The organism is Leptolyngbya sp. AN10 (assembly GCF_050565645.1).
Classification (GTDB): domain Bacteria; phylum Cyanobacteriota; class Cyanobacteriia; order Leptolyngbyales; family Leptolyngbyaceae; genus Leptolyngbya.
On record NZ_JBNXVP010000045.1, the window covers coordinates 26,283 to 53,041 of the forward strand.

Annotated in this window: 20 protein-coding genes and 2 CRISPR repeat arrays; of the genes, 15 read left to right on the forward strand and 5 right to left on the reverse strand. The window is 47.1% G+C overall.

The genetic code is table 11. The features are described from left to right. Window positions 1-2 precede the first annotated feature (2 nt). Window positions 3-476 carry a hypothetical protein gene (locus ACQ4M5_RS35120; protein ID WP_430680434.1) on the reverse strand — a complete coding sequence of 158 codons (474 nt, stop codon included), beginning with the start codon at window positions 474-476 and terminating at the stop codon, window positions 3-5. A gap of 107 nt (window positions 477-583) precedes the next feature. Here ACQ4M5_RS35120 and cas1 (ACQ4M5_RS35125) point away from each other — a divergent pair, with 107 nt between their 5' ends. Beyond that, window positions 584-2,578, forward strand: coding sequence for a CRISPR-associated endonuclease Cas1 (gene cas1, locus ACQ4M5_RS35125; protein ID WP_430680435.1), 1,995 nt, complete (start codon window positions 584-586; stop codon window positions 2,576-2,578). A gap of 229 nt (window positions 2,579-2,807) precedes the next feature. Further along, window positions 2,808-3,982: a CRISPR direct-repeat array (repeat unit 36 nt; unit sequence GTTCAGGACTTCATTACCCCGCAAGGGGACGGAAAC). Window positions 3,983-4,127: 145 nt separating this feature from the next. On the opposite strand, the gene ACQ4M5_RS35130 is transcribed toward cas1 (ACQ4M5_RS35125), so the two are convergent. From ACQ4M5_RS35130 to cas1 (ACQ4M5_RS35145), 4 genes are read right to left on the reverse strand one after another with little or no spacing between them, the layout of a single operon-like run. Further along, a complete protein-coding gene (locus ACQ4M5_RS35130) occupies window positions 4,128-4,598 on the reverse strand; it encodes a DUF7682 family zinc-binding protein (RefSeq protein WP_430680436.1) in 471 nt (156 codons plus the stop codon). Window positions 4,599-4,607: 9 nt separating this feature from the next. Further along, the gene (locus ACQ4M5_RS35135; protein ID WP_430680437.1) at window positions 4,608-5,006 is read right to left on the reverse strand and encodes a four helix bundle protein; all 399 of its coding nucleotides are present in this window, start codon (window positions 5,004-5,006) and stop codon (window positions 4,608-4,610) included. Between the two features lie 6 nt (window positions 5,007-5,012). Further along, the gene (gene cas2 / locus ACQ4M5_RS35140; RefSeq protein ID WP_430680438.1) at window positions 5,013-5,297 is read right to left on the reverse strand and encodes a CRISPR-associated endonuclease Cas2; all 285 of its coding nucleotides are present in this window, start codon (window positions 5,295-5,297) and stop codon (window positions 5,013-5,015) included. A 59-nt stretch (window positions 5,298-5,356) separates the two neighbouring features. Beyond that, complete coding sequence (gene cas1 / locus ACQ4M5_RS35145) at window positions 5,357-6,340, reverse strand: CRISPR-associated endonuclease Cas1 (RefSeq protein WP_430680439.1); 984 nt, start codon at window positions 6,338-6,340, stop codon at window positions 5,357-5,359. Between the two features lie 346 nt (window positions 6,341-6,686). On the opposite strand from cas1 (ACQ4M5_RS35145), the gene ACQ4M5_RS35150 reads away from it, so the two are divergent. The 14 genes from ACQ4M5_RS35150 (at window position 6,687) to ACQ4M5_RS35215 (ending at window position 26,639) form a co-directional block, all read left to right on the forward strand. Further along, entirely contained in the window at window positions 6,687-7,898 is a 1,212-nt protein-coding gene (locus ACQ4M5_RS35150; RefSeq protein ID WP_430680440.1) for a Card1-like endonuclease domain-containing protein, read from the forward strand. A gap of 1 nt (window position 7,899) precedes the next feature. Continuing rightward, entirely contained in the window at window positions 7,900-9,534 is a 1,635-nt protein-coding gene (locus ACQ4M5_RS35155; protein ID WP_430680441.1) for a Cas10/Cmr2 second palm domain-containing protein, read from the forward strand. Then, window positions 9,521-10,177: an RAMP superfamily CRISPR-associated protein gene (locus tag ACQ4M5_RS35160; RefSeq protein WP_430680442.1), complete on the forward strand. Its 657-nt coding sequence runs from the start codon at window positions 9,521-9,523 to the stop codon at window positions 10,175-10,177. The genes ACQ4M5_RS35155 and ACQ4M5_RS35160 overlap by 14 nt, the downstream gene beginning before the upstream one ends. Further along, entirely contained in the window at window positions 10,174-11,715 is a 1,542-nt protein-coding gene (locus ACQ4M5_RS35165; RefSeq protein WP_430680443.1) for an RAMP superfamily CRISPR-associated protein, read from the forward strand. The genes ACQ4M5_RS35160 and ACQ4M5_RS35165 overlap by 4 nt, the downstream gene beginning before the upstream one ends. Continuing rightward, window positions 11,712-13,154, forward strand: coding sequence for an RAMP superfamily CRISPR-associated protein (locus ACQ4M5_RS35170; protein WP_430680444.1), 1,443 nt, complete (start codon window positions 11,712-11,714; stop codon window positions 13,152-13,154). Before ACQ4M5_RS35165 ends, ACQ4M5_RS35170 begins: the two co-directional genes overlap by 4 nt. Beyond that, a complete protein-coding gene (gene csx19, locus ACQ4M5_RS35175) occupies window positions 13,151-13,684 on the forward strand; it encodes a type III-D CRISPR-associated protein Csx19 (RefSeq protein ID WP_430680445.1) in 534 nt (177 codons plus the stop codon). Before ACQ4M5_RS35170 ends, csx19 begins: the two co-directional genes overlap by 4 nt. A 10-nt stretch (window positions 13,685-13,694) precedes the next feature. Next, a complete protein-coding gene (locus ACQ4M5_RS35180; protein ID WP_430680446.1) occupies window positions 13,695-15,983 on the forward strand; it encodes a TIGR03986 family type III CRISPR-associated RAMP protein in 2,289 nt (762 codons plus the stop codon). Window positions 15,984-16,200: 217 nt separating this feature from the next. Further along, entirely contained in the window at window positions 16,201-16,626 is a 426-nt protein-coding gene (locus tag ACQ4M5_RS35185; protein WP_430680447.1) for a hypothetical protein, read from the forward strand. Continuing rightward, window positions 16,623-17,045: an HNH endonuclease gene (locus ACQ4M5_RS35190; RefSeq protein ID WP_430680448.1), complete on the forward strand. Its 423-nt coding sequence runs from the start codon at window positions 16,623-16,625 to the stop codon at window positions 17,043-17,045. The genes ACQ4M5_RS35185 and ACQ4M5_RS35190 overlap by 4 nt, the downstream gene beginning before the upstream one ends. 242 nt (window positions 17,046-17,287) lie before the next feature. Continuing rightward, window positions 17,288-18,301: a CRISPR-associated endonuclease Cas1 gene (gene cas1 / locus ACQ4M5_RS35195; protein ID WP_430680449.1), complete on the forward strand. Its 1,014-nt coding sequence runs from the start codon at window positions 17,288-17,290 to the stop codon at window positions 18,299-18,301. Further along, entirely contained in the window at window positions 18,301-18,576 is a 276-nt protein-coding gene (cas2, locus tag ACQ4M5_RS35200) for a CRISPR-associated endonuclease Cas2 (RefSeq protein ID WP_430680450.1), read from the forward strand. Before cas1 (ACQ4M5_RS35195) ends, cas2 (ACQ4M5_RS35200) begins: the two co-directional genes overlap by 1 nt. A 237-nt stretch (window positions 18,577-18,813) precedes the next feature. After that, window positions 18,814-22,903: a CRISPR direct-repeat array (repeat unit 35 nt; unit sequence GATTCATTGCCACTTCCCCGCAAGGGGACGGAAAC). 172 nt (window positions 22,904-23,075) lie between these two features. After that, window positions 23,076-23,825: a hypothetical protein gene (locus ACQ4M5_RS35205; RefSeq protein ID WP_430680451.1), complete on the forward strand. Its 750-nt coding sequence runs from the start codon at window positions 23,076-23,078 to the stop codon at window positions 23,823-23,825. Window positions 23,826-24,000: 175 nt separating this feature from the next. Then, window positions 24,001-26,265, forward strand: coding sequence for a type III-B CRISPR-associated protein Cas10/Cmr2 (cas10, locus tag ACQ4M5_RS35210; protein WP_430680452.1), 2,265 nt, complete (start codon window positions 24,001-24,003; stop codon window positions 26,263-26,265). Continuing rightward, window positions 26,265-26,639: an RAMP superfamily CRISPR-associated protein gene (locus ACQ4M5_RS35215; RefSeq protein ID WP_430680453.1), complete on the forward strand. Its 375-nt coding sequence runs from the start codon at window positions 26,265-26,267 to the stop codon at window positions 26,637-26,639. Before cas10 ends, ACQ4M5_RS35215 begins: the two co-directional genes overlap by 1 nt. Window positions 26,640-26,759 lie beyond the last annotated feature (120 nt).

A 26,759-nucleotide genomic window follows, 5' to 3' on the forward strand; every position in this document is an offset into this window, starting at 1 on the left:
AGCTAAGAGTAAGGGATTTTCGATGATGTCTCTGAGCGAGCGATTGTCTGCTGAGAGCGACAGAATGTTATCAGCAAATGTCCGTCCGCGCTCAGGATCGATTTTTCGGAAGAACGCTTCGGCAGCGGTGCGAATCTCAGAAGTTGTGAAGTTCGGAACAGTATGACGATCGATTCTTGTTGGACAGCAAGGAAAAGCGAGTCTTCAGAAGATTGAATCGGCTGAGAGGCTTGGATGGGTTCATCTTCCTCGATTGGAGGCTCGTAAATCTCTTTCCAATCGAGGTCGAGATGATGACAGATTTCCTTAAAAATCGTGTGGTCAATCGGGCGACCGTTAAAAAAGCCGTTGATCGTTCCCCAAGAGGCAATCAGCGGTTCGATCGTTAAATCCTTTTGCGTCAGTCCCAATCGTTTGAGAGCGCGTTTGGCTCGATCGATACCTTTTTCAGATGCTTTGAGAGTTCGCCTTGCCATCGTCACGATTTAACTCATACACAAAGTTATACACGATGCTTTTGAACTTAGACCGAGACTCGGATCGACGACGGCAATGATGAAAGAGTCGATTTGGGAGGTCACTCATGAAAGCGGATTGGAGCTTGAAACCGCGAATTTTAGAGCAGCAGTTATGGATTGCTTGGGAGTTGGTGCAGCAACGCAGTCCAGCAGCGGGAATTGATGGAATAACCGTGGAGTTGTTTGCAGGTGTGGTTGAGGAGCAGATGCGATCGCTCTACAAACAATTGCGATCGCAAACTTACGAAGCGAGTCCAGCGAAAGGATTCTACTTGGCAAAGAAAGACGGAGGAAAGCGATTAGTTGGAATTTCGACCGTTCGCGATCGCATTCTCCAGCGGTACTTGCTTCAAGCAATTTATCCGAAGTTGGATCAGGCGTTGAGTGAGGTGGCGTATGCGTATCGTCCGGGATATTCGACGCATCAGGCAGTGGAACGAGTGGCGGAAATGTATCAGTCTCAGCCAGTTTGGGTGCTGAAGACGGATATCGAGAAGTTTTTCGATCGTATTTGTTGGGCGGTGTTGATTGCGGAGTTGGAGCGGTTGGGATTAGCGCCAATCATGTTGCGGTGGATCGAGCAGCAGTTGAAAGCGGGGATGGTGATCGATCGACAGTTTGTGCGGATGAATCAGGGGGTTTTGCAGGGTGGAGTGCTGTCGGGAGCATTGGCGAATTTGTATTTGAGAGAGTTCGACAGGCGGTGTCTGGAGGCGGGATTGCCGTTGGTGCGGTATGGCGATGATTGCTTGGTGGTCTGTGGGAGTTGGATCGGGGCGAATCGGGCATTGAGTTTGATGCAGGGCTGGCTGGAGGAGAGTTTTCTGACGTTGCAGCCAGAGAAGACGCAGATTTTTGCGCCGGATGAGTCGTTTGTGTTTTTGGGGTATCGGTTTGCGGTGGGGCAGGTGGAAGCGCCGGAAAGGGCGATCAAATCAGAGGGGACGAAACCGAGGGCGGCGAAATCGGGAGGAAGACCGCCGAAGGCTTGCAGCATTGTGAAAACGCCGAGGGTGCAGAGAACGGGATCAACAGATGTTTATTGGAGTGAGCCGATGACGACGCTGTATGTGACGGATCAAGGGGCGTATGTGCGGGTGCAGAATAAGCAATTTCAGGTGTTTCATCGAGATGAGTTGAAAATCAGCGTTCCGGTGAATCGGGTGACGCACATTGTGCTGTTTGGCTGCTCGAATTTGTCGCATGGCGCGGTGTCGTTGTGTTTGTTGCATAAGATTCCGGTGCTGTATTTGTCGAGTAACGGCAAGTATTTTGGGCAGTTGCAGACGACCGGACAGGCGCAGGTGCGGTATTTGATTTATCAGGTGCAGCGATCGTTTGACGAGGAATTCATTTTGCGGCAGGCGAAAGCGATCGTATTGGCGAAGTTGCACAATTCGCGGGTGTTGTTGATGCGGTTGAATCGACGGCGTAAGACTGAGGTGGCGACGAGTGCGATCGCCCAACTAACAGAGTTGATCGCGCTGGCGGAGTTGGCGGAATCGGTGGAGGGACTGTTGGGGTATGAAGGACAGGGGGCGAGTTTGTATTTTCCGGCGTTTGGGTCGTTGTTGAAGGGAGAGTGGGATTTTGAGCGACGGACGCGGCGACCGCCGACTGATCCGGTGAATAGTTTGTTGAGTTTGGGGTATACGTTGCTGTCACAGAATCTGCATTCAATGGTGGAGGTGTCGGGGCTGCATACGCATTTTGGGAATTTGCACGTTCCTCGTGATAATCATGCGGCGTTGGTATCGGATTTGATTGAAGAGTTCCGATCGTTGGTGGTGGACTCGTTGGTGGCGTATTTGGTGAATAAGAGGGTGTTAGTGCCGGAGGATTTTACGCCGCCGGATGAGCGAGGCGGGGTGTATTTACATCCGGATGGGTTGAAGCGATTTCTAACGCAGTGGGAGAAGCGGTTACAGACGCAAATTTCGCACCCAAATTCAGGGCTAAAAGTGAATCACCGTCGATGTTTTGAGTTGCAGGTATGGGAGTATATTAGATGTCTGACCGGAGAGCAGGAGATGTATCGTCCGATGCGATGGAAGGAGTAGATATACTTATTTCCGAACCATAGAGAACCTGCTAATCTGAGGGAAACGACCGAACCTTGAAAACTGCATAGTTTCGTCGAATCCCTCAGATTAAGCTTCTAGCATGGGTTTCAGCCTCTTCTCCGTGAGGCTTGTTGAGAATGATCTCTCACTGTTGACTAGGTAGAAATGCTTCCCTCAGATTAGGGTATCTCAAACCCTTGCTGCGTAAGGCGTTAAAAGTGCTGGGGTTCAGGACTTCATTACCCCGCAAGGGGACGGAAACCTTGGTAATTTCTTCGCCCTTATTGCTTGCTTCAGATAGGTTCAGGACTTCATTACCCCGCAAGGGGACGGAAACTCTGTGCTTCTTCCACACGTTGCGGCGTGGGAGATGCAGATGTTCAGGACTTCATTACCCCGCAAGGGGACGGAAACGGGTTGCTCGGTCGGTGGCTGAGGTTTATACTCCGTTCAGGACTTCATTACCCCGCAAGGGGACGGAAACAAGCTTCGTTCTGCTTCAAAACACTGGTCATTCCGGTTCAGGACTTCATTACCCCGCAAGGGGACGGAAACAAAAAACTAGCGTCCAAAAATCGAGTAACTGGGGTTCAGGACTTCATTACCCCGCAAGGGGACGGAAACTAGCCCTTCTGTGATTCGGCAGGTGCGATAATCTTGTTCAGGACTTCATTACCCCGCAAGGGGACGGAAACTTTCTCGTCCAACCTGTTTGCCATTTGGGCTCCACAGGTTCAGGACTTCATTACCCCGCAAGGGGACGGAAACCACCTGTTCCAAAGCTCCATTCAGAACGTTTACGAATTCAAGACTTCATTACCCCGCAAGGGGACGGAAACAATTGTGGCAAGTTTCGCACGGACATCTTCAGAGTTCAGGACTTCATTACCCCGCAAGGGGACGGAAACATCCTAGGGGTTCGGGAAATTCACCGAAGTACCGGTTCAGGACTTCATTACCCCGCAAGGGGACGGAAACACAACCGGGAGAAGCCCAAAGGCCGAAACCAAAGTTCAGGACTTCATTACCCCGCAAGGGGACGGAAACTACTTATTTACTGCCTCCTGCGTACCAGATACCAGGTTCAGGACTTCATTACCCCGCAAGGGGACGGAAACCAAAGGTCCCATTGGGTTTGGAAATGGTAGACGGGTTCAGGACTTCATTACCCCGCAAGGGGACGGAAACCTTTGTTAGCCCAAATTGTTTCAGACATAAGATCAGGTTCAGGACTTCATTACCCCGCAAGGGGACGGAAACTTTTCACCCAGATGAGTGGAACCAGTGGTCACACGAGTTCAGGACTTCATTACCCCGCAAGGGGACGGAAACACACCCGAACTATCTTGCTCAACAGAATCATCAGTTCAGGACTTCATTACCCCGCAAGGGGACAGTAATAGTAATCATTGTGTATAAACGCGATCGCACTACTTAAAATAAATTGCCCTCAGATGTCTAAGCCGAGGGCAATGACTCAAATTAGGAAAACATCCGCTCAATCTAGAAACAAGAAAAACTTGACCTAGTAAATTAGCCGATCGCTCTAACCTTTCTCCAATCGCGGTGCTTTCTTATTTCGCGAAATCGCATTGTAAGCCTCATGCGTCATCACCTGTAATGGCACAATCCGATCTGCCTGCCAGCGACACAGCAACCGATATCGATACGACACTGGAATCCGAAGCAAAGTACGATCGAAATTAAACCGTCTTCCCTTCAACTCTCCGGGCGCAACACCTCGATCGAGCAAATCCAAAATTCGCCGAGTTTTGACGATGGTCGATTTCGGTAGATGCCTTAACTCGATCGGATCACGCTCAAAGCGTTGTTGCCAAGTGTGTTTAACATCGATCGCAACTCCAGAGGAACCGCGCTTCGATTTTTTGACACGATGAACAACATCCACAACGACAGGCTTAAGATCACCTGTTTGGTCACACCGATGACAATACTGCCCAAATCCCCGATGACCACAAGCAAACACTTTTCGCTGCTTTCGCCTGCGTCTAACCATGCGTTCTCCTCAAGATTCAGCATTTACCGACACGACCCAAGCCGCCGAGTGTTCACTCAATCGAGCCAAATCCCCCAAAACCTGCTGATACTCGTGATGTAACTCTTGTCCAGTTTCCGCATCGAGATAGCCACACAACACAGCAAACTCAATCCAAACCTGAGTTGCTGCCGCTTCCGTTTCCGCTTGATTCAATCGGGCGACAAACGCTTCCTGACTTCGCCGTTTCTGCCATGCCTGAGCGATGTTTGCACAGACCGATCGCGAAGCTCGAATTAAAAACATCGTCAGTTGATCTTGCTCCTGGGCGGGAAACTCCCTGGAACGTTCAAACACCTGCATTGCACTTTCAAAGGCAACCTGATAGACCCGCAATTCCCGATAACTAATCACAAATGGATTTTCCATTGCCCCCTACACAATGAACACCGAATCATCCACCTGACGCTGCGGCTGCACTCCCAGAATTAGCACAAGCTGACGATGCCGAGGTGACATCGGGTAAAACCGAATTTGATCTTCCTCCGGATTGAGGTAACGCTTTGTTTTCAGCCGTTTCTTTAACAGGTCATACTGATCCGGAGTTAGTACGCACTCAAACACCGATTTCTGCACTCGCAATCCATACCCTTCGAGCAGTCGGGAAACGCGATCGCGTCGTCGATCGTGAATCACGTCGTAGCACACTAAATAAAACATTCCTCGCCTCCGAATCGATCGGAATCCTCCGGCTCCTCGCAGAAACCGGAGAAACCCAACTACCGTTTCAACAACATCGGACGATAAAACGCTTGGTCTTCCAGCAGGCAAGCAACATACTCCTGCACTTGAACCTCTAAACATCGGTGATAGCTGACTTCACCTGCATAGAGATGCTGCACTCGGCTCAATAACATGGCATCCCAATGCTGAATAAAGCGCTCCAAAGCTGACGGCTGCAAGAAAATGCCTCCATCTACCCAAACAAAATCATCGGGAACAATCTGACCACTCTGAAGTAGTTCCATTCCGATGCGATCGACGATCGCGCTTTGAAATTCCATCAGAAAATCACAAACCAATGGCGGACGATGAACCGCATCAAAGTGCAGATTAGCAACTTCAAGATCTAACCCTGATGCCTGCAAAATGGTTTGAATCCGCTGACTGAGCAAAGCAGTTCCGAGATTGGTCAGGCGTTGAATCGGGTTGAGTCCTCGATTGTGCGATCGAAACTCCTCCGGCAGCAATCGACTCAATGCCGCCCGGTAAAATGCCGATCCTGTATCTTCATAATGCTTCAACGCAATCAGCGAAGAAGCCATTGGCAAACCATCAATCAGCCGTTGCAGGAGGGTAAGAACCTGTTGCACGGTTGCAGGCTGAAAATCTTGGCTCAATTGCAGCAGCAAAATTCGAGCGTTGTGAAGTTTAGCGCGAACAAGACTTTCAGCAATACTGCGAGTGAATTCTGAATTTTGAGACTGTTGCATCTGAGCTTTCAGATACTTTGCAGGCTCACAATTGCCAGGATTCACATACTCGACACAGCGCCCATCCGGTTCAAAATAAACGACCGGAATGTGCAACGACAATGCCAAATTTGCAGCTTTTCGAGTCCAGGGGTGCTGTCCTAAAATCACGATTTGATGAATACGATCGACAGGAACCGCAAAACAGAATCGCTGTTGATGATAGACCTGAAGCTGTCGAGACTGAAGTTTCAGTTCGGTCTGAGATTGAGCAACATAGATTGTAGTCATGCTTTCTGTGAGTATTGAAATGAAAAGTCAAAATGCTTTCCTGAACAATTCCATCTTCACAAGCAGGGATCTAACCACAGATCTAAGTTCGCGATCGAGAGATACAAGTTTGTATATGAGTTGGCTAATTTCTGACAGATTCAGCGATCGGGGAAATTAGGGATGTTAGGAGGTCATGGAGAAAATAGGTTTTGAATCCATTTCTTTAAGGAAATTTTCTATCCATTCATTTGAAAAGTGTATATCATTTCGTAGACTTTCCCGGAAGATACGGAGATTTCTTTGAAGAGGTAAAAGGCAATCTGTGTGGAACTGGGTTGCTACTCTGCCCCAACTCGTTCTCATCATGTCAAAATTTCAGGATTATTGCGTACAACACCTCTTTCTATTAGTAGGTGAGAATCCCCTACCAAATTATGTGTCGGCTAGAACACTACTCGAATCTAAATCTACTGCTTATCTAATCTATACCTCTCATACTGAGGCTCAAGCCAAACGACTTCGTAATCGCTTAGACAAGCTAGAAATTAGTACGCAATTAATCTCGATCGATGGCTACGAATCTGATAGCTATCACATCCACCAGGAAGTGAGACGTGCAGTTGAGAAACTTCCTTCAAGCGACTCTGTGGGACTGAATTATACAGGTGGCACAAAAGCTATGGCTGTTCATGCCTACCGAGCTATGACTCAGACCAGACCCGATGCAATTTTCAGCTATCTCGATTCTCATCGGCTAGAACTATGTATTGATCAAAAAGATGGCGATCGCTTTCACCAAAAAGTTCCGATTTGCCTCACGCTAGAAGAGATTTTTGATCTGCATCAGTTGACCTTAATCAACCCTGCATCGACTTGTCCTAAATTACCAGAAGCCGCAAGCGTACTTGCTCAACTTCACTTGGATCGAGTGATCTCAACAGCTTGGCGAACTTGGTGCGATCGCGTTAAGAACTCGTTAAAGGTTAAAGAAGAATCAAAACTCAAAAAAGCCCCGGAACTTGATATAGAGACACTGCTACCTGAACTGAGAACATTCCTACAAAAGCATTTCGCAGCAACTTCCAATGCTCTATCGATTCAACATGCCAAGACAGTAGAATTTGATAAACATACCCATCTTTGGAAGTGGCTAGATGGAGAGTGGCTAGAAGAATATACGCTACAACAGATTCAAACCCTAACTGAAAAGTGCAAGATCTTTGACAGCGCTAGTAATTTTCATATCAAAGATCCTCAAATCAACGCTGACAAGTTTCAATTTGATGTTGCATTCACTAGAAGCTATCAACTTTTCGCCCTCTCTTGCACAACCGACGATAGCAAGGGATTGTGTAAGCAAAAACTATTTGAGGCATATCTCAGAGCAAAACAGCTAGGCGGAGATGAAGCGCGAGTTGCTTTAGTCTGTTGTTCTGATGTACCCGACTATCTCAAAGCACAACTAGAAATTATGCTAGAAAATCCAAAAATTGCAGTATTTGGACGACAACACCTAGCAAACTTAGCAGAACATATCGAAGCTTGGATTATCAAAAACGATCGGGAGGCACAGTAAGATGAGTTCCTTTGTTGCTACCATTATTGATACGAGCGGCATTCAACCTTACATTTTTGGTAGTAACCGATTACGTGAGAACATTGGTGCTTCGCAATTAGTCTCTGAAGCAACTGATTTATGGGTCAAAAAAGCACTTTGTACTCTCTCTAAAAACCTTCAAGGAGAGGGTAAGCCTAATTCTAAAGTCCATGCTCAGATTTCTGATCCCGTTGCCAAACCTTACATTGAAAACTCAGACGATCGCCTTGCAGCAGAGCTACTCTACACAGGAGGCGGAAATGCGATCGTTCTTTTTCAAACGCTTGAATATGCAATTGAGTTCACCAAAATTTTGACCTTGCGAGTTTTGCAAGAAGCACCTGGATTGACGCTCTTAGTAGCTCATCAAGAATTTGACTGGGAAGATTCTCTATTTGAGATTTTACGCGAATTGCGACTCAAACTAGAACGCCAAAAGCAACAACAAATTCCATCCGCTCCGCTTCTCGGTTTGGGTGTGACAGTAGATTGTCTTTCGACACGGCTTGCTGCTATCGATATGAGCGATCGCTATGGCATTCCCAAAGATTCGACTTATCCCATTTCGAGAGAAGTGAGAGAGAAGCTTCGTGCCGTTGAGCGAGCGAATGATCGATTGACAAAACTCATCTCCGAGGCGAATCAGCACTATGAGTTCCCTAGAGATGTCGATGATATGGGTCGATCGGAAAAAGAATCTAGCTACATTGCTGTCGTTCATGCTGATGGCAACGGAATGGGGAATCGATTTCAGAACTATGGAAAAGATAAAGCCAATCGTGACTACATCACTGAAATGCGAAAACTTTCTCAGTCCATCAACAATGCTGGATTGACTGCTCTGAAATCAGTCATTAAAAAGCTGACCCAATCGATTCAAGCAGGGGAAGTCGTTGGTAGTTCGGGTCGATTTTCACTAAAAGAAAACTATTTACCCTTTCGCCCATTAGTTTATGGAGGAGATGATGTGACCTTCATTTGTGATGGACGATTAGGACTAGAACTTGCAGCCCACTTCTTAGAGTCCTTTGAACAGCAACTTCTTCCAGATGAGAAGCCTCTGACCGCTTGTGCAGGCATTTGTATTGTCAAAACTCACTACCCATTTGCACGAGCCTATGACCTGAGCGAAGCGCTCTGTCGTCAAGCAAAGCGGTATGTTCGTGAGGAAAGTGAAACTGGCTTTTCTGCTCTCGATTGGCATATTGCCAGCAGTGGTCTTCTAGGATCAATTGCAGAGATTCGGAAACGTGAGTATCAGGTTAAGGCAGGGAGTCTGACTGTTCGACCAATCGCACTCGATCGCACAAGAGAATGGCGCACTTGGTCGAGCTTTTCTCAGGTTGTTCGTGCGTTTCAGGCAGAGGAATGGCGCGATCGCAAAAATAAAGTCATGGCACTCCGGGAAGTGCTGCGGCAAGGTAAAGATGCAGTTAAGCAGTTCTTGAGTGCTTACGACTTGCCGAAACTACCTGAATTTATCAATGCAGAAGACAGTTTAGCAGAGACAGGATGGCTGAATCAGAAGTGCGGCTATTTTGATGCGATCGAAGCAATGGAATTTTACTTGGGCATTCAGTCAAATTGTGAGGAGCAATCTGATGAGCATCTATAAGTTACAAATTAAGCTGCTCAGTGATACGACCTTCGGACGCGGTGATGGCGTAACAGGGCTAGTTGATCAAGAAGTTGAACACGATCCAGATGGCTTTCCCTATCTGCGAGGACGAACGCTCAAAGGATTGTTGAGCGAGGAGTGCGATAACTTAGTCGCGATGCTGCAAACTCATCAAAACGACTGGGAGCGCGTCGCAGCGGAACTGTTTGGAGTTCCGGGAAGTACATCTCATACAATGTCGATCGTCCATATTGGTGATGCTTGCTTGCCTGAAGACCTGCGTAATGCCGTTGCCCTACAACGGCAATCTTCTCCAGATCTAACTCCTACAGATATTTTGGAGTCTTTGACAACTGTTCGGCGGCAAACTGCAATCGCGGCTGAAACAGGAGTTGCAGATCGCAATAGTTTACGTTCAGCACGAGTCGTTTTGCGAGATTTATTGTTTACAGCATTGCTCTTCTTTGACCAACAGCCAACGCCCGAAATGCTCGCACTTTTGGCTGCTGGAGCATCAGCATTACGGCGTTTAGGCAGTGGGAGAAATCGTGGGCGGGGTCATGTGCAATGTCATTTACTAGATTGCACTGGCAACATTATCACTCAAAGGCATCTTGCAAAATTCGGAGCGAACGAATGAAAGCGATTACGATCGTACTCAAGACTCAGCAGCCTATTTTAGCGACTTCTTTTCAAGGCGACCCAAACAGTGATGTGTCTTACTCTTATCTTCCAGGGAGTATGATACGTGGAGCGTTGATCAGTCGCTATCTTAAGCGGCATGATCTTCCTGAAGATATTCTTCAAGATGCAACAGTTAGAAGATTGTTTTTTGATGGGACGACCCGCTATCTCAATGCTTATTTATGTCGAGATAAACAGCGATCGCTGCCTGTTCCTCTGAGTTGGAATCAACCTAAAACGGCTGAAGTTCCCTGTCAGCTTTACGATCTCAGTCGTTTTGATCTTGAGGATTTAGAAGAAGAAATCGCGCTTAAATCAGTCTCAAAAGCATTCTGTACGGTTCATGCTAACCAAACGTTTCTTTACTCTGAACAACGACGCATTAATATTCACAATTTACGCAACCGCAAGCGAGGACGCTCAGTCGATGGGTCAGGTGAAATCTTTCGCTATGATGCGATCGACGCTGGGCAAACTTTCCAAGCAGTGATCTTATGCGAAGCTGCCGATGTGGATACCTTGCAGGGCTTGCTCGCTCCAATAGATTTGTGGATTGGAGGCTCTCAGAGTGCAGGATATGGACACATCCAAATTCAAGCAGTGAAAGTTCACGATCGCTGGACTGAGACGAGTGTTCAACCGATAGAGCAATTGAGGCGAGAAGCATTTACAATTACACTACTCAGCGATATGATTCTGCGGGATCAGTGGGGGCAAGCAGTTGCAGATCCGCAGATTCTCATCCATTCTTTAGAAGCAAAGCTACAAAAGCCACTCAAACTGATCCAAGGTTTTGTTCGCAGTACTTTGGTGGGTGGATTTAATCGAAAGTGGGGATTACCGCTTCCACAGGTACAGGCGCTCTCAGCAGGGAGTGTCTTCGTGTGCGAGCCGATCGAGTTAACTGCTCAACAAATTCAAGACTTAGAAGCTCAAAGTATTGGCGATCGTACAACAGAAGGCTTTGGACGGATTGCGATCAACTGGTTAGAAGAACATTCTACATTCCAAGCTAGTTTGCCTGAAGAAGTGATTCAGACAGGTTCTATCTCTCTAAGTGAACCGTCCCGCCAAATCGCTAGAGGAATGGCTGAACGCCTGTTAAGACAGAAAATGGAACGCCTGCTTGAAGACCGAGTTGAAAAGTTCAGGGCGGAGGAAGTCGCAATCACAAATAGTCAACTTTCTCGATTAATGATTTTAGCAAGACAGGCGTTACAGAACGAGAATCAGTCAGACCTCGTTCAATCGCTTCTAGAAAATTTACCTTCTAATGCAAGAGGGAAGTTTGAACGAACTAAAGTAAACAGCAATCAATCTCTGGATCGGCAGATCTTAGAGTGGTTGAATCAGCCGAAGGGTTGGATTACCAATCTACCCTCAGTGACGATCGCAGGTGAGTCGTTAGAACTGAGTGATGAGCTTGCAAGAGAATATACCCTGCGGTTAATCATTGCAGTCGCTAAGAAAATGAGAAAGGAGAAAAGTCAGTGATTCAATCGGCAGAAATTGCATTCAGAAAAGAACGACATCAACGCGCCATCGTTAAACGAATTATTGTGCGCGGCGTTTTGGTTCTAGAAACTCCGACTTGCTTAGGCAGTGGTGATGCAGAGAGTTTAACAGACCTAGCATTGCTACGAGATAGTATTAGCGATCGCGCACTTTTAACTGGAGCTTCAATCGCTGGTGCATTGCGGAATTACCTGCGCGAATATGAGTTTAACTACAACGCAGCAGAGAGTAATACTTCATTCGCAACTGCTCTATTTGGCGGAATGCGAAGTGATGATGACGGGGAACAAAGTCCATTGATTGTAGATGATTCGATTAGTCGCAATGTTCCAGCGATCGAGCTTCGAGATGGAGTCAAGATTGATGCTGAGGGAATAGCAAAGCATCAAGCAAAATACGATCTAGAGCTATTAGCCGCAGGAACAGAATTCCCGTTAAATTTTGAGTTACTGATTGAGGCAGGAAATGAGCAGCGACTACTCAGCGCGATCGCACTTGCACTCCGAGGATTAGAACAGGGTGAAATTGGCATTGGGATGAAGAAACGACGAGGCTTTGGGCGATGTCGAGTAAATCAATGGCAAGTCTGGAAATTTGATCTTCGCAATGCAAGCGATCGTATGGCGTGGCTGATGTTTGATCACGCGAATCGGGATCAGGCTGAAGCTCCAATTTATTCCTCAATTGAAACAGGATTAGAGATTAAACTCGATCACGTTGATCAACGCGATCGCTGTTGTGTTGATGCAGTCTTCCGCCTTGCTAGTCCATTACTGATCCGTTCAGAAGCATACTCCTCTGAACGTGCCCCAGATGCTGTGCATCTAAAATCGTTTCGAGCCGGAGAACTTAAACCCGTCTTATCTGGAACAAGTCTAGCAGGAGTGCTACGGCATCGAGCCGAGCGGATTCTAAGAACCTTGCAACAGTCCGATGAAATGCTAAGTAGCTTATTTGGCTTTGTGGACGAAAACAACAAAAATGCTGAAAGTAGCAGGCTGTTGATTCATGAAAGTCTGATTGAAGGAAAAACTGCTGATTTAGTTCAAAGCCGTATTGCGATCGACCGATTTACTGGAGGGACGCTTCAGGGTGCTTTGTTTGATGAACAACCGTTGTTTGGCACTGATGAAACTTTTATCCGTCTCCAAATTGAACTGCGCTGTCCGAAAGATCGAGAAATCGGATTGCTCTTACTGTTACTCAAAGATCTTTGGACGGGTGATTTGACCATTGGTGGAGCGCGAAGTATTGGGCGCGGTAGGCTTCAAGGTCAGAGCGCAACGCTGATGGTGCGATCGCAAGGAAACCTTCCTAGAACATGGAGTATTCAACAGCAGGGGCAAACTCTAGCAATCGAAGACGCAAGGACACTCGAACAGTTTGTGACGGCATTCGTCGGTGAGGTAGCTGCATGATTGAGAAATTAGACACTCAACAGATTCAAACGGATCAAACGCTGCAAAGTTGGTTGGAGCAACACGCAAAAGAACATCAACTTAAATACCTGCTTGCTCATGCGGAAGATGGTGTGATCTGGGGCTATTTCTCTGATTTGGGCTTGGCGATCGCGCATCAAGAATTTCCTGAATTTCCGCAGCTTCGACGATCAACGCTTCAGCAGTGCCGAATTTTTGGAGAGGCGGGCGAGGTGCTGCTGTGGCGGGATGGGATGGAACTGCGATCGCGATTCATTTCAGGTAATCCATCGGCTGAATATATTCCAGAGGAACAGATTCTGTGGGGGACGCAAGGCGAAGAGAAGGGCGGATTTACAAAGCTGCGAGATGGTCAGCAAGGGCTGTCTCATGCTGTACCGTTAACCAATCTAGCTTTCAATTCTAATCATCGCCCGGTTCGTCTTCTCATTCACCACTACATTCACTACAACAAATCGGGGATTGCTCGAATTCATCTCAGCCGTCTTGTTACCCTTCTTTCTAAATAGGAATTTTTGTATGCTGCCTAAACAAGCGAGAAATATCCCTGCAAGTCGTTCAGCCAAAGCGCCCTATAACTTTGTAGAGCTTCCCGAACAGATTGTTTTAGCCGAGCCACTTGAGCCGAATAATCAATACGATTCAAGTCGCCATACAGGTCGAATCGACTGTCAACTTACCACGGAATCTCCTTTGTATATTCGTTGTGGATTTATACCGAAAGATTATGCTGAGATTGGAGATGTGTCTTATGAGAAGCAGACAGATGAACAGCGCATTCGACGAGCAGCGTTCTTTAGTAATCCAGCCAATTTACGCCCCACGATTCCGGGAAGTAGTCTGCGCGGAATGTTGCGATCGTTCATTGAAATTGCGAGTTTTAGCAAGATTACGCAAGTCTCAGATCAATCTCGTTTTTTCTTTCGTGCTGTTGCTGCAATGGGAGATGATCCACTAAAAGCAGAGTATAACAAGCATATTCCCAAGAAAGTGAAAGCTGGATATCTGGAGCAGAAAGATGGACGCTGGTTTATTCGCCCAGCTTTGACGATCGATAGTGTTTCATTTATTTGGGCAAAAGAAGCAGAAATTCGAGCCTCAGTGCATTGTTTAATTCCGCTAAAAGATAAGAATTATTTGCCGCAGTATATCTCAGTAAGTTTTGAAGGAACCGACATCAAGAACTATCGATGTTTTGTGAAAAAAGTGAGTGATAACTGCGATCGCTACAGACAGAAAGGGATGTTGGTCACAAGCGGCAATATGCGGCAGGACGAAGATACTTCTGAACCAAATCGTAAATCTCATTGTGTTATCTCTGCTCCGAATCAGAAAGCAACTCTTATAGAAATTGATGCTGATGCAATTCGAGCTTACCGAGAAGCATTGAGTGAGTTTCAGAAGCAACCTCCTTTCGATGAAAAGATGGGTGTACTGATTGAGAACCGCCCTATTTTTTACATTCATCCTGAAGCAGACGCGAAGGTGACGCGATTTGGACATAACCCAAATTTTCGTCTTCCCTATGTTGTTCCTGATCAGAATCGCGTTAGTTCAGTAATTGATTTCATACCTGAGTCGCTGCGAGAAGCTAGTGATGTTGATCTTACAGATGCAATTTTTGGATTTGTCCGAAGTACTAAGCAGGAAGATAACCTTCAGGCTTGTGCTGGAAGGATTTTTGTAGAGGATGCAATTTGTCAACAGGATTGGGAAAGCGCACAGTTCGGTGATCTGCCGATGATTCCAAAAACGCTCAGTAGTCCAAAGCCAACGACGTTTCAGCACTATCTCGTTCAGAAGGATAACAGTGCTAAGAAAAAAGATCTGAAACACTATGCCAGTCAACCGAGCGAGCAAACTGTAATTCGGGGGCATAAGCTGTACTGGCATCAAGGGATCGATCCTGCTATTGAGTTAGCTGAGGACTGCGATGTTTCAGATTCTCAGAAGACAATGATTCATCCCATTGCACCAAAACAAAGCTTTAACTTTGCAATTCACTTTGAGAATCTAAGTAAGGTTGAATTGGGTGCAATTTTATGGATACTCAATGTTGCAGCAGACCAGGACTATCGGTTGTCGCTAGGAATGGGCAAGCCCCTGGGGATGGGAGCAATCAAGATCACTCATGAGGTTCGGTTTAGCGATCGACAAATCCGATATCGATCGCTATTTGATCAGGACAATTGGCAGACTGCTGAGAAGTCTGATGCTGAGAAATGTAAAGAGTGCGATCGTCAATTTGAACAGTATGTTTTGGAGCGAATTGCCGAAACGGATCACCCAGTAACAGGCAAAGTACAGTTTTTGCGAGAAGTGCCTAGGATCAAAATGCTGTTATCGATGTTGAGTTGGTCGAAGTTTCCTGCTGCCGAGCAGACTCGATATATGACGATCGAGCCTACGAATGAATATAAGGAGCGCCCAGTATTGCCTACTCCATTTCAGGTGATGGGGGAGTGCGACCGCGATGATCGTCAGATTACGACGACTGCTGCACCTCGTCCGAAAAAAGCAAAATCTTCAGAAGTTGTAAGTCAGAGATCGCAGCGGGAAGCGGAAATTAGTGCGATCGTGGCGGAGATGGAATTTGCGATCGGACAGATTGTAGTAGCACGAGTGTCGGCGAAGAAGGGGAATAAATTGACGATCGAGTTTGCGAAGGGGTTGCCGTCTACGCAGAAGGAACCGAAGTGGTCGGAGCGATTAGAGGTTGGGAATTGTGTGCGGGTAGAGATTTCGGACAAGTATGAGGATGGAAGGATTAGGAAATGGAAGATTTTGGAGCAGACGGAGTGTGAATAGGGCGAAGAAAATTTGGAACGGTTGGTTTAGGAAAAAATGGGAGTATGGTTTATCGTCCTTGAAAAACCCAAATGGTCAGTCAAACCTCGACACAACCAGAAAAAGTCGCCTACACAGGGATTCAGAAATTTTTCTGAGCCAAATTGCGACAGTATGTTGCGTCTCTCAGTAGATTGAGAAGTTAGAATTGACCTAAGCGAGAGGATTGGCGCGACTTATGACAGTACAGCAAATTACGATCGAACTCCCAGAACCCATCTTTCGGCAATTCGCCCGAATCGCTGAAGCCACTCATCAACCCATCGAAGCCCTCATCGCACAAAGCGTCATGAGTAATTTGCCTCCCTCTCCTGATAGCGCTGCCCCAGAGGTACAGCCCGAACTGCTGAGGATGCAAACGCTCAGTACTGAAGATTTGACCGCGATTGCTCAAGCTCAGACCGATTCGAGCCAATACGATCGCCACACCGAACTTCTCGAAAAGAACGCAGCCACCACACTTACCCCTGAAGAACGACAAGAACTCTCTACACTTCGACAAACAGCCGACTCCCTCATGCTCCGCAAAGCCTATGCCTGGTCGCTTCTTCGTTGGCGTGGTCAAGCCATTCCAGCCCTAAAAGAACTGCCCTTGCCACAATGAGTATTTCAGACAAATTGCGCCAGCAAATCATTGAGGAGTCGAAATACTACTGCGAATACTGCAAAACCTCATCGCGCTTAACCGGAACACCATTAGTGATGGAACACATTTTGCCAAAGTCGTTGGGCGGTAGCGATAATCGCAGTAATTTAGCTGCATCCTGCTACCGCTGCAACGAATTCAAAGGGGCAAAAACTGACGCGATCGACCCCGAAACAAAGCAGCTAGTACCGCTATTCAATCCAAGAACTCAATCTTGGACAGATCACTTTGTTTGGAGAAATGGCGGGACTCATCTGATCGGAGTAACACCAACGGGTAGAGCAACCACGATTGCACTTCGCCTCAACAATGACAATGTAGTTGAAGCCAGAGCAATTTGGATCGAGTTTGGCTGGCATCCTCCATCTGATACGTAGTTGCCCTACTTTTTCTTCGCCTGCTTCCGATTCCGAGAAATCGCATTTGGAAATTCCTTAACCTATACCCTTCCAGTAGATTAGAAACTCGGTTGCGCCGTCTGTCATGAATCACGTCATAACACACTAAATGGCGATGGTTAATTTCGCGGGGGCGCAAATGTACTTCCAAGTAGTTTGACGGAAATAGACTCTGGAATTTTTGGGAAGTCTGAAAGCGTTCCGATTCAAAATCGTCATCTATGTCTACGCTTTATCTGGTTCAGCAAGGAACAACGGTTCGCAAAGAACAATCTCAATTCATCATTCAACCGACTGAGAAATCTGAGCAAGCACCGATCTCAGTTCCAATCCGAGAAGTCGATCGATTGTTAGTCTTTGGCAATATTCATCTGACAACCTCTGCTATTTCAAGCTGTTTAGAGTCTCATGTGCCTGTGATGTTTCTGACTCAAACTGGACGGTACAAGGGACATCTCTGGAGTGCTGAACAGACCCGTTTTACTTCTGAAATTGCTCAGTTTAGCCAGTACCAAAATGCTGAATTTCAACTAGAAATGGCTCGATCGATTGTGCGGGGTAAATTGCTCAATTCCAAACAATTTCTGCTCCGGTTGAATCGTAAGCGCAAGCTGGAAGCTGTGACAACTGCGATCGCAGGATTGAATCAGGATTTGAATGCGATCGCAAAAGTGGACAATCTAGAGTCTTTGCGAGGGTATGAGGGAATTGCTGCGAGTCGGTATTTTTCAGCATTTGGGGCGCTGATTACGAGTTCTGAATTTCGGTTTCAGGGTCGCAACCGTCGTCCACCGACTGATCCCGTGAATTCGATGTTGAGTTTTGGCTATACGTTGCTGTTTAACAATGTGTTGAGTTTGATTTTGACAGAAGGGCTGCATCCTTATTTGGGAAATTTGCATCGCAGCGATCGATCGGAGCCGCATCTTGCATTTGATTTGATGGAGGAGTTTCGTTCTGCGATCGTGGATAGTTTGGTGATGACTTTGGTGAATCGTCGCATCATGAAACCTGATGATTTTCAAGCTCCTGATTCGGAGGGAGGTGTCTATCTGACTAATTCGGCGCGACGATTGTTTTTGAAGCAGTTTGAGGCGCGGATGGAAACTCAAGTGTCGCATCCGAGTGTTCAGGATCGGGTGTCTTATCGTTATGCAATTCAGCTTCAGATTCGCCAGTATCAACGCTGTGTGATGAATGCAGAGGCTTATGTTCCATTTCTGAGGGCAGTCTGATGTTGCTTTTGGTTGTGTATGATGTTGCGGATGATAAGCGGCGAACTAAGTTAGCTCATTTTTTGGAGGGCTATGGGCGACGGGTACAGGAGAGCGTTTTTGAGTGTTTTTTGCCGTTGCCGGAGGTGAAGAAATTGTTTGAGCAGGTGAAGCGTCGAGTCAAAGCGAAGGAGGATAATGTGCGGTTTTATTGGATTCCGTCGGATGCTTTGCCGAAGACTTTGACGATCGGGAGTCCCTTGCCGGGTGCGCCTCCAAGTGTGTACATAATTTAGCGTTTAGTTGCGAGAAACTCTGTTATGATTTTCTAGAAATGCGCGATCGACGCAATCGAACTGCACCTAGACAACTCAATAGTTTCGTTGAAGTCCGTCGATGCGGCTTGAAACAAGTGTTTTAGGCTGTATTGCTTGAGTTGAGTTCAAGAATTCTGCTTTACGGGATTAAGTTGATTCGCGATGCGTCGATTTGATCCCGTAAAGCCCCTTCTCGTATAGGTTTCTGAGAGAAGGGATTCATTGCCACTTCCCCGCAAGGGGACGGAAACCACGTGAAAACGTCAAAGTATTCGAGGAAATGAATATCCCTGATTCATTGCCACTTCCCCGCAAGGGGACGGAAACCTTACGATCGCTCGATTAGCAAACGGCGTGTTTTCAGGAGATTCATTGCCACTTCCCCGCAAGGGGACGGAAACATTCAAGCTCAACCACTCGCTCTTTTTCGCCACTCAAAAGAATGATTCATTGCCACTTCCCCGCAAGGGGACGGAAACGATGGGAAGACGTTTTAATCTGCGTTCCGCATTATCAGTTGATTCATTGCCACTTCCCCGCAAGGGGACGGAAACATCCTGTAATCCCTTAATCGAGGCAGAAGCTTTATCAACGGGATTCATTGCCACTTCCCCGCAAGGGGACGGAAACCCATGTCTAAACTCCACTCAACTGAATCACTTATAATACAGATTCATTGCCACTTCCCCGCAAGGGGACGGAAACTGTTTGCTAACTGCTGACGGTTCTCGTCATTTTGAATCTGGATTCATTGCCACTTCCCCGCAAGGGGACGGAAACTTTTCGTTAATAAAACGGTCAAGCTGACCGAGTTTTCCAAGATTCATTGCCACTTCCCCGCAAGGGGACGGAAACGATTAATTTCCCCTTAAAGTCCGCAGTGCTAGACCTGATTCATTGCCACTTCCCCGCAAGGGGACGGAAACTCTTGAGTTGTTTTGAACTGCGATTGATATTTATGATTCATTGCCACTTCCCCGCAAGGGGACGGAAACAGCTAAACGATTCGGACTAGGCATTGCATGAAAAAAGATTCATTGCCACTTCCCCGCAAGGGGACGGAAACAACACTGCTGCTTATGCTGAGTACATTGAATCGGGTACGGATTCATTGCCACTTCCCCGCAAGGGGACGGAAACTCTTCGGAACACGAGGCAAAAAGATAAAGTTTACATCTCGATTCATTGCCACTTCCCCGCAAGGGGACGGAAACAAGGTATCTTTTGAGAACACCGAGGAAGGACGGGAGCGATTCATTGCCACTTCCCCGCAAGGGGACGGAAACCCCCATCATAAATTACTTCTACATCATACCACGGAATGATTCATTGCCACTTCCCCGCAAGGGGACGGAAACAAGAACGCATTACCTTGTGGGAAAAGCATAATGAAGATTCATTGCCACTTCCCCGCAAGGGGACGGAAACACGCATCCCTATAGGAAGGAAACGACTCAACTCGGTCATACAAGATTCATTGCCACTTCCCCGCAAGGGGACGGAAACGCGTTAGAGGCAGCTTTAGGATTTGACTCGTCGGCTAGAGAAGATTCATTGCCACTTCCCCGCAAGGGGACGGAAACCGGCTAGATGGGTTAAGGTGTGCCACGTCGATTGGATTGATTCATTGCCACTTCCCCGCAAGGGGACGGAAACTCGAGCGATAGATAGATGACCCTTCCGAATTACCGATTCATTGCCACTTCCCCGCAAGGGGACGGAAACGCTGCCGAGGACTGGCATTGATTTGGAGATGCGATCGCGATTCATTGCCACTTCCCCGCAAGGGGACGGAAACTAATCCTCCAAGAATTTCTAATTGTTGACGGGAAAGAGATTCATTGCCACTTCCCCGCAAGGGGACGGAAACCACAGCGTTTTCGGTAAGGAATTGTGCGCTTGCAAGCGATTCATTGCCACTTCCCCGCAAGGGGACGGAAACCATCCAGGCTAATCGATACCTGACAAAAGAAGATGGATTCATTGCCACTTCCCCGCAAGGGGACGGAAACATGCGCTCTAGAAATCTCTCGCGCCAGCGTAGTAAGCTCTGATTCATTGCCACTTCCCCGCAAGGGGACGGAAACCGCTTCGATGCTTCGTCGAGTTTTGACTTCGCTTCTTTGATTCATTGCCACTTCCCCGCAAGGGGACGGAAACGCACAACAAATTGACTTACTTGAAAAGGCGTTGCAAAGATTCATTGCCACTTCCCCGCAAGGGGACGGAAACTGAGCGCATCGTGTCGAACGCCGCTTGCATCTGCGAGAAGTGATTCATTGCCACTTCCCCGCAAGGGGACGGAAACAATCCAGAGTCAATAGCTTGTAAACGACTCGACAATTCCAAGATTCATTGCCACTTCCCCGCAAGGGGACGGAAACTTGAAGTCTCGTGCTTCATAAAGTCGCTGTCTAAATGGCGATTCATTGCCACTTCCCCGCAAGGGGACGGAAACTGGAGAATACACTTTCCAATACCTTAAGTTCAGACTGGTTTTAGAGATTCATTGCCACTTCCCCGCAAGGGGACGGAAACTTGTCATCAGTCCAGTACTCGTATCCAACCACAGCCTTAGGATTCATTGCCACTTCCCCGCAAGGGGACGGAAACGAACAGTTATGGCAACACCATAAGTAGTGTAGGCTGTAGATTCATTGCCACTTCCCCGCAAGGGGACGGAAACAGTAGCGCCATAAAGTTGCATCCAAATCGTATCTCGGGATTCATTGCCACTTCCCCGCAAGGGGACGGAAACATGATTGATGTGTTCAGGATTGCGAGTTGCATGTCTGGATTCATTGCCACTTCCCCGCAAGGGGACGGAAACAGTTGAAATACACTACCTCAGTAAAGTGAGTCCAGCCAGACAGATTCATTGCCACTTCCCCGCAAGGGGACGGAAACCTGAGGATCTGTGGTTAAATCAGTATCTCCAAAGTCCAGGATTCATTGCCACTTCCCCGCAAGGGGACGGAAACCCAATCTCTCGCGTAAATCAGGTAGTTCAGGCTATTGATTCATTGCCACTTCCCCGCAAGGGGACGGAAACTCGTACTCAAAGGGCTCAGATACCGAAATGACTTCATCTCGATTCATTGCCACTTCCCCGCAAGGGGACGGAAACAACAACGCTACTGAGAATCTTTATGATCAATGTATCTCGATTCATTGCCACTTCCCCGCAAGGGGACGGAAACGTAGTCATTTGTCTTTCTCCGTTTGTGTTTCTTTCGATGGATTCATTGCCACTTCCCCGCAAGGGGACGGAAACGTTCTGCCTGCTCTGACTCGGTAGCCTCTTGATCCATGATTCATTGCCACTTCCCCGCAAGGGGACGGAAACTCTCCACCCACCTACCTTGAGAATCAAAGTGTCCTGAATGATTCATTGCCACTTCCCCGCAAGGGGACGGAAACGTTGGGGAACCGGATAAGTCCCGCGCTCTATCGCTTCGATGGATTCATTGCCACTTCCCCGCAAGGGGACGGAAACAACAATCTCTTCTGCCTAGCAATCTCATCCCCGCTACCGATTCATTGCCACTTCCCCGCAAGGGGACGGAAACGTTTGGATCGTTCCAGCATCGCACTTCGGTTTCAGGATTCATTGCCACTTCCCCGCAAGGGGACGGAAACAATCACAGGTTTGTGGTATGAGTTGGGCGTTTCTAATGGGATTCATTGCCACTTCCCCGCAAGGGGACGGAAACGCGATTGATGACGCAATCCGTACTACTCAGTTTGTTCGTGATTCATTGCCACTTCCCCGCAAGGGGACGGAAACGCGTAATCTGTCCAGCGTCGCGGTTGCTCTGGATGTTCATGGATTCATTGCCACTTCCTCGCAAGGGGACGGAAACAATCTTGGAAACGCGATAGTTTGAGGCGTGATGAGCGCATCCTTTGATTCATTGCCACTTCCCCGCAAGGGGACGGAAACAAACATTCCGTTTTGAGGATCAAACACAGAACTCATGATTCATTGCCACTTCCCCGCAAGGGGACGGAAACAGTTGAGTCTGAGAAAGCACCCCCACGCAAATAGAAAGATTCATTGCCACTTCCCCGCAAGGGGACGGAAACAAAGATGTGTGATTCAACTCCGCTCATCGGCTGAAGATTCATTGCCACTTCCCCGCAAGGGGACGGAAACCTGCCACTGCTCGACGTAATCGCACATTGCGGCAGTAAGGAGATTCATTGCCACTTCCCCGCAAGGGGACGGAAACCAGAACCAACCGAAACCACTCAAGGTAATTTCAACAGTAGATTCATTGCCACTTCCCCGCAAGGGGACGGAAACAACATCGATCGCTCTCGACTCAAAATTGTCAAAACTCGGTTCGCGCAGAAATTAGAACCTGATCTAAGACAATTAAATATTTTCCGTATAGACAAATGGCATCGACGATTTTCAGCGATTCTCACCCATTGCCTCTATATTGGTTTATGTTCTTCTCTAGAATGACCGAACGATGCGATCTGGCGCTTTTACACTCCTTCAAGTTGCAACCTCTCCGGACGAAAAACTGGTCAATAGCTTTAACAGTTTTGTGAGTACTGTAAACACTCTCATTACTGGAATTGGTGTCTTAGTCGCTGTGTTAACGCTTGCAGTTGCCGTCGCCGCGATCGCAACTCCAGTCATTCTCAATAGCCTCGATCGTAAAATCAAAGAGCGCACAGAAGAACGAGTCAGTTTAGCGATCGCAAAGTCAGAAGCGAAAGTCCAGCAGTCTCTTACTGAAATCGATCAAATTGTCCAGCGCCGAGTCCAACAAGAACTAAGCACTTTGCGTCGTCGCACACAATATCTTGAGAGACTTTTAGAACGAGAAATTGTCATTGAGAAAACGATCGTCAATTATTACGTTCCTCACTCACTCAATCAGTTCCCGCCAGAAGGATTCAAGATGCTAGAGTCTCGCGGCTTTCAGACAATCTTAACCAGCACCCTAGACGAATTTACAGGCGACATCGTAATTCTAGACTTAGTTCACTATTCAAACGCAGAGGCATTGACCGATGAGCAAGTCGAGACTCATCTAAATGCCGTCATTCCACAGATTAAAAATCACATTCTGATTGTTTACGTAGCTGGACAGTTTCCCTGCATCCGAAAAAAGCGATCGAAACCTGCTCACTTAGTCTCTGCGAATTTCTTGATCTCATTTTTGGGCACTGCGATCGATGCTGCCTACGTAGCAGACGGGATGAAGAAATGATCGCGCTTTTCTAATAACTGCGAAGTTTGTAGCTTTTTCACTAAATGCAAATTTATGTTGAGCAGATTTCTTACAAATGTATAAATCGATTCCGAGAATTCACCAATCGAAAATTTAGAGTGTATAACGGAGAGGTTTGTGAACAACTTGTTTGCTTCTGTGGTTTGCCCCCGCAATGAAAGATTTAACTCAACAACGCTTGTCTAGCGCGATCGCTTGGTGTCTCGCTTGGGGAGATCAACGGACTCCTCAGCACAATCAAGCCACACTACAACAAATTCGGCAGGCAAATCCTCCCGTAGAACTTGCCGCAATCGTTCAAGAAGCGCATCAACTTCTGAAAGATGACTTTCCTTTTCCAAAAACTGTAGAAGAACTGAAATCCCTTACCCAGACTCATCCTCTGCTTTGGAACTCGGAGATTGGCTTAGTTTATGGCGGTGCAACGAAGATTAAGCAATATGTGTTTGAAGCAGCAAAGCTCCCTGACATTCGTGGCGCATCTGCCTTGCTCGATCGCATTAATTTAGTCGATCTGCCCGCATTCTTCGGGGGAGAAAACGACGATCGCTTTCCACAGTGCAAGGCAGATTCAGCATTCTGTCAAAATGTTCGGGATCAGTGGCTCGAAGAAAGCTTTCCAGGTCTAGCCCAGGCTCTAATCCCCGAACTCATCATCTATTCGACAGGCGGCAACATTCTTGCACTCTGTCCTGCGGCATTTGTGCAAGACTTAGCAAACGCGATCGAGAAACGCTATACCCATGAAACCCTCACTGCAAACTCTTGTGCAGTCGGTGAGAAATTTAAACCACTGGAGTTGAGACTTGGGAAGCTGAATCCGATTGAAACAACATTCTGGCGAGAACAGTATTTAGCTCAAAAAGAGCATCCATTAGTAAAGGCTTATTTCGATCAGCCTGACATTGATAGTGCAGAAGAGAAATTCAAAAGCCGCAAAAACTTTAGTGAGCTAGTGGGTGGGTTAGCAGAGCAATTTACTCAAAGACGGAATGGAAACCAGTCTTCGGATCGTCCCAGTCGAGCTTATCCACCGATCTATGAAACTCATCCTTACGCGCAGCGAGATGAAGGAGAGCACCGCTCTGCAATCTTTCGCGCTCAAAGCTTGCCGGATACACCTTGGCTCTCAGAACCCATTGCTCGAAAGCGCCTAATGGGGCAGATTACTAAACGAGATGATGCTTTGATTTCCTGGTGGAAAGACCTAAGACGCGAGAATCCATCTGTAACCTGGCAATCTGGGAAGATCGAAAGCTGGGTGACACAGTTTGAGAAATTCTTAGACCAGCATTCAACGCTCAAATCGAAGTACTTTGATTCAAATCCCACTGCAACTGAAGCGCGATCGCTGCGAGAAATTGGAGACTCAAGTAAGGGATTCGTGGCTTATATCTATGCTGATGGCAACAATATGGGTGGATATATCCGCCGTCGAATTAAAACCCCTCAAGCCTATCAGAGCTTCAGTGAAAGCATTTTTGAGGCAACACAGCAGTCAGTTTATATTGCATTAGCAAATCATCTGCATCCGCATTTTTACAAACCTGACCCGCAATCGACTCGAAAGAAAGCAGATTTCATTCATCCCTTTGAGATTATTACGATCGGCGGTGATGATGTCTTGCTCGTTGTCCCCGCAGATCGAGCATTGGAAATCGCAAAGACGATCGCTGAAGAGTTTGAGAAGCAACTAGCAGACAAGTATCCATGCTCAAAAACAAGTCCTGATGCACATCGTTATCGTCCTGAATCTGCGCCTGTTTCTAAATGCGAATTGAGTATGTCAATGGGGGTTTTGATTACTGCTGAAGATACGCCAATTTACTATGCGGATCAGTTAGTCGGTCAATTGCTCAAATCTGCTAAGAAACGCGCCAAAGACTTGAAGCAAAAGCATCATTACTACAGTGGAACGATCGATTTCTTAGTGATGAAAGCAGTCACAATGATCTCGTCAAACATCAGCGAATTTCGGAATCAAGGTTTAACCAAAGAACAGGATAAACAGCCGACTCTGAAGCTCTTTGCGGCTCCTTACACACTCCATGAGATTGATGGATTAATTGCAACAGTCCGAGCCTTGAAAGAAGCGAAATTTCCGCGATCGCAACTCTATCAACTACGAAGCTTACTAGAACGCGGCAAACGCACTGCAATTCTCAACTATCGATATTTTCGAGTTCGTCTCACACAGGGACAAGCTGAATTGAAGCACAATTTTGAGGAAGCCTGGTGTAAGCCTGAAGATTGCAGCAATCAAGGGAATCTAGCCCCGTGGATGCTGGCAAAACGAGGTGAGAAAGGTCAGCCTTCCACTTATGAGACTATCTGGCGTGAACTGGTTGATCTCTACCCATTCGTTTCTGAAGTGAGTCAAGAATCCCCTGCCCTCTCAAATCGTCAAGGAGAAAAGTAATGGTGCAATTACAATCCCTCCAGAACTCTGTTGAATCATTCCGCTTAAAGGCTGTGATTGATACTGCTCTATGTGTTGGAGCAGGCGGCTCAACCGGATCACTTGCAGATAAGCCCATCATTCGGAATGCTCAAAATCAGCTTGTCATTCCTGCTTCACAGTTAAAAGGAAGGCTGCGACATGAGTGTGAAAAACTCGCGAGAGCGTTGAGATGGGCAGTCTGTGAGTCACCGAATCCCAAAACAATGTGTTCTCGACATATCAATCTTCTAGGACGATTTGATCACGATGAGTATCAAGCTCGTGTGAATGATAGTCATCACTGCTTAATTTGCCAGATTTTCGGTAATCCTTCTTTGCCATCGAAGGCTTAGTGATGTAGAAAAGTCCTGAAACGATTAGTTTATCGAGAGTCTTATGTGAGACAAGAATAGCTTGGGCGGGGCAAATTGTGAGATGCTCAAGTTCCTACACCAAAGCAATCTTATGCAGTT

Bases quoted from the DNA above. Each gene is read 5' to 3' on its own strand.
- ACQ4M5_RS35120 (WP_430680434.1), bottom strand. From the start codon at position 476: ATGGCAAGGCGAACTCTCAAAGCATCTGAAAAAGGTATCGATCGAGCC.
- cas1 (WP_430680435.1), top strand. From the start codon at position 584: ATGAAAGCGGATTGGAGCTTGAAACCGCGAATTTTAGAGCAGCAGTTA.
- ACQ4M5_RS35130 (WP_430680436.1), bottom strand. From the start codon at position 4,598: ATGGTTAGACGCAGGCGAAAGCAGCGAAAAGTGTTTGCTTGTGGTCAT.
- ACQ4M5_RS35135 (WP_430680437.1), bottom strand. From the start codon at position 5,006: ATGGAAAATCCATTTGTGATTAGTTATCGGGAATTGCGGGTCTATCAG.
- cas2 (WP_430680438.1), bottom strand. From the start codon at position 5,297: ATGTTTTATTTAGTGTGCTACGACGTGATTCACGATCGACGACGCGAT.
- cas1 (WP_430680439.1), bottom strand. From the start codon at position 6,340: ATGACTACAATCTATGTTGCTCAATCTCAGACCGAACTGAAACTTCAG.
- ACQ4M5_RS35150 (WP_430680440.1), top strand. From the start codon at position 6,687: ATGTCAAAATTTCAGGATTATTGCGTACAACACCTCTTTCTATTAGTA.
- ACQ4M5_RS35155 (WP_430680441.1), top strand. From the start codon at position 7,900: ATGAGTTCCTTTGTTGCTACCATTATTGATACGAGCGGCATTCAACCT.
- ACQ4M5_RS35160 (WP_430680442.1), top strand. From the start codon at position 9,521: ATGAGCATCTATAAGTTACAAATTAAGCTGCTCAGTGATACGACCTTC.
- ACQ4M5_RS35165 (WP_430680443.1), top strand. From the start codon at position 10,174: ATGAAAGCGATTACGATCGTACTCAAGACTCAGCAGCCTATTTTAGCG.
- csx19 (WP_430680445.1), top strand. From the start codon at position 13,151: ATGATTGAGAAATTAGACACTCAACAGATTCAAACGGATCAAACGCTG.
- ACQ4M5_RS35180 (WP_430680446.1), top strand. From the start codon at position 13,695: ATGCTGCCTAAACAAGCGAGAAATATCCCTGCAAGTCGTTCAGCCAAA.
- ACQ4M5_RS35185 (WP_430680447.1), top strand. From the start codon at position 16,201: ATGACAGTACAGCAAATTACGATCGAACTCCCAGAACCCATCTTTCGG.
- ACQ4M5_RS35190 (WP_430680448.1), top strand. From the start codon at position 16,623: ATGAGTATTTCAGACAAATTGCGCCAGCAAATCATTGAGGAGTCGAAA.
- cas1 (WP_430680449.1), top strand. From the start codon at position 17,288: ATGTCTACGCTTTATCTGGTTCAGCAAGGAACAACGGTTCGCAAAGAA.
- cas2 (WP_430680450.1), top strand. From the start codon at position 18,301: ATGTTGCTTTTGGTTGTGTATGATGTTGCGGATGATAAGCGGCGAACT.
- ACQ4M5_RS35205 (WP_430680451.1), top strand. From the start codon at position 23,076: ATGCGATCTGGCGCTTTTACACTCCTTCAAGTTGCAACCTCTCCGGAC.
- cas10 (WP_430680452.1), top strand. From the start codon at position 24,001: ATGAAAGATTTAACTCAACAACGCTTGTCTAGCGCGATCGCTTGGTGT.
- ACQ4M5_RS35215 (WP_430680453.1), top strand. From the start codon at position 26,265: ATGGTGCAATTACAATCCCTCCAGAACTCTGTTGAATCATTCCGCTTA.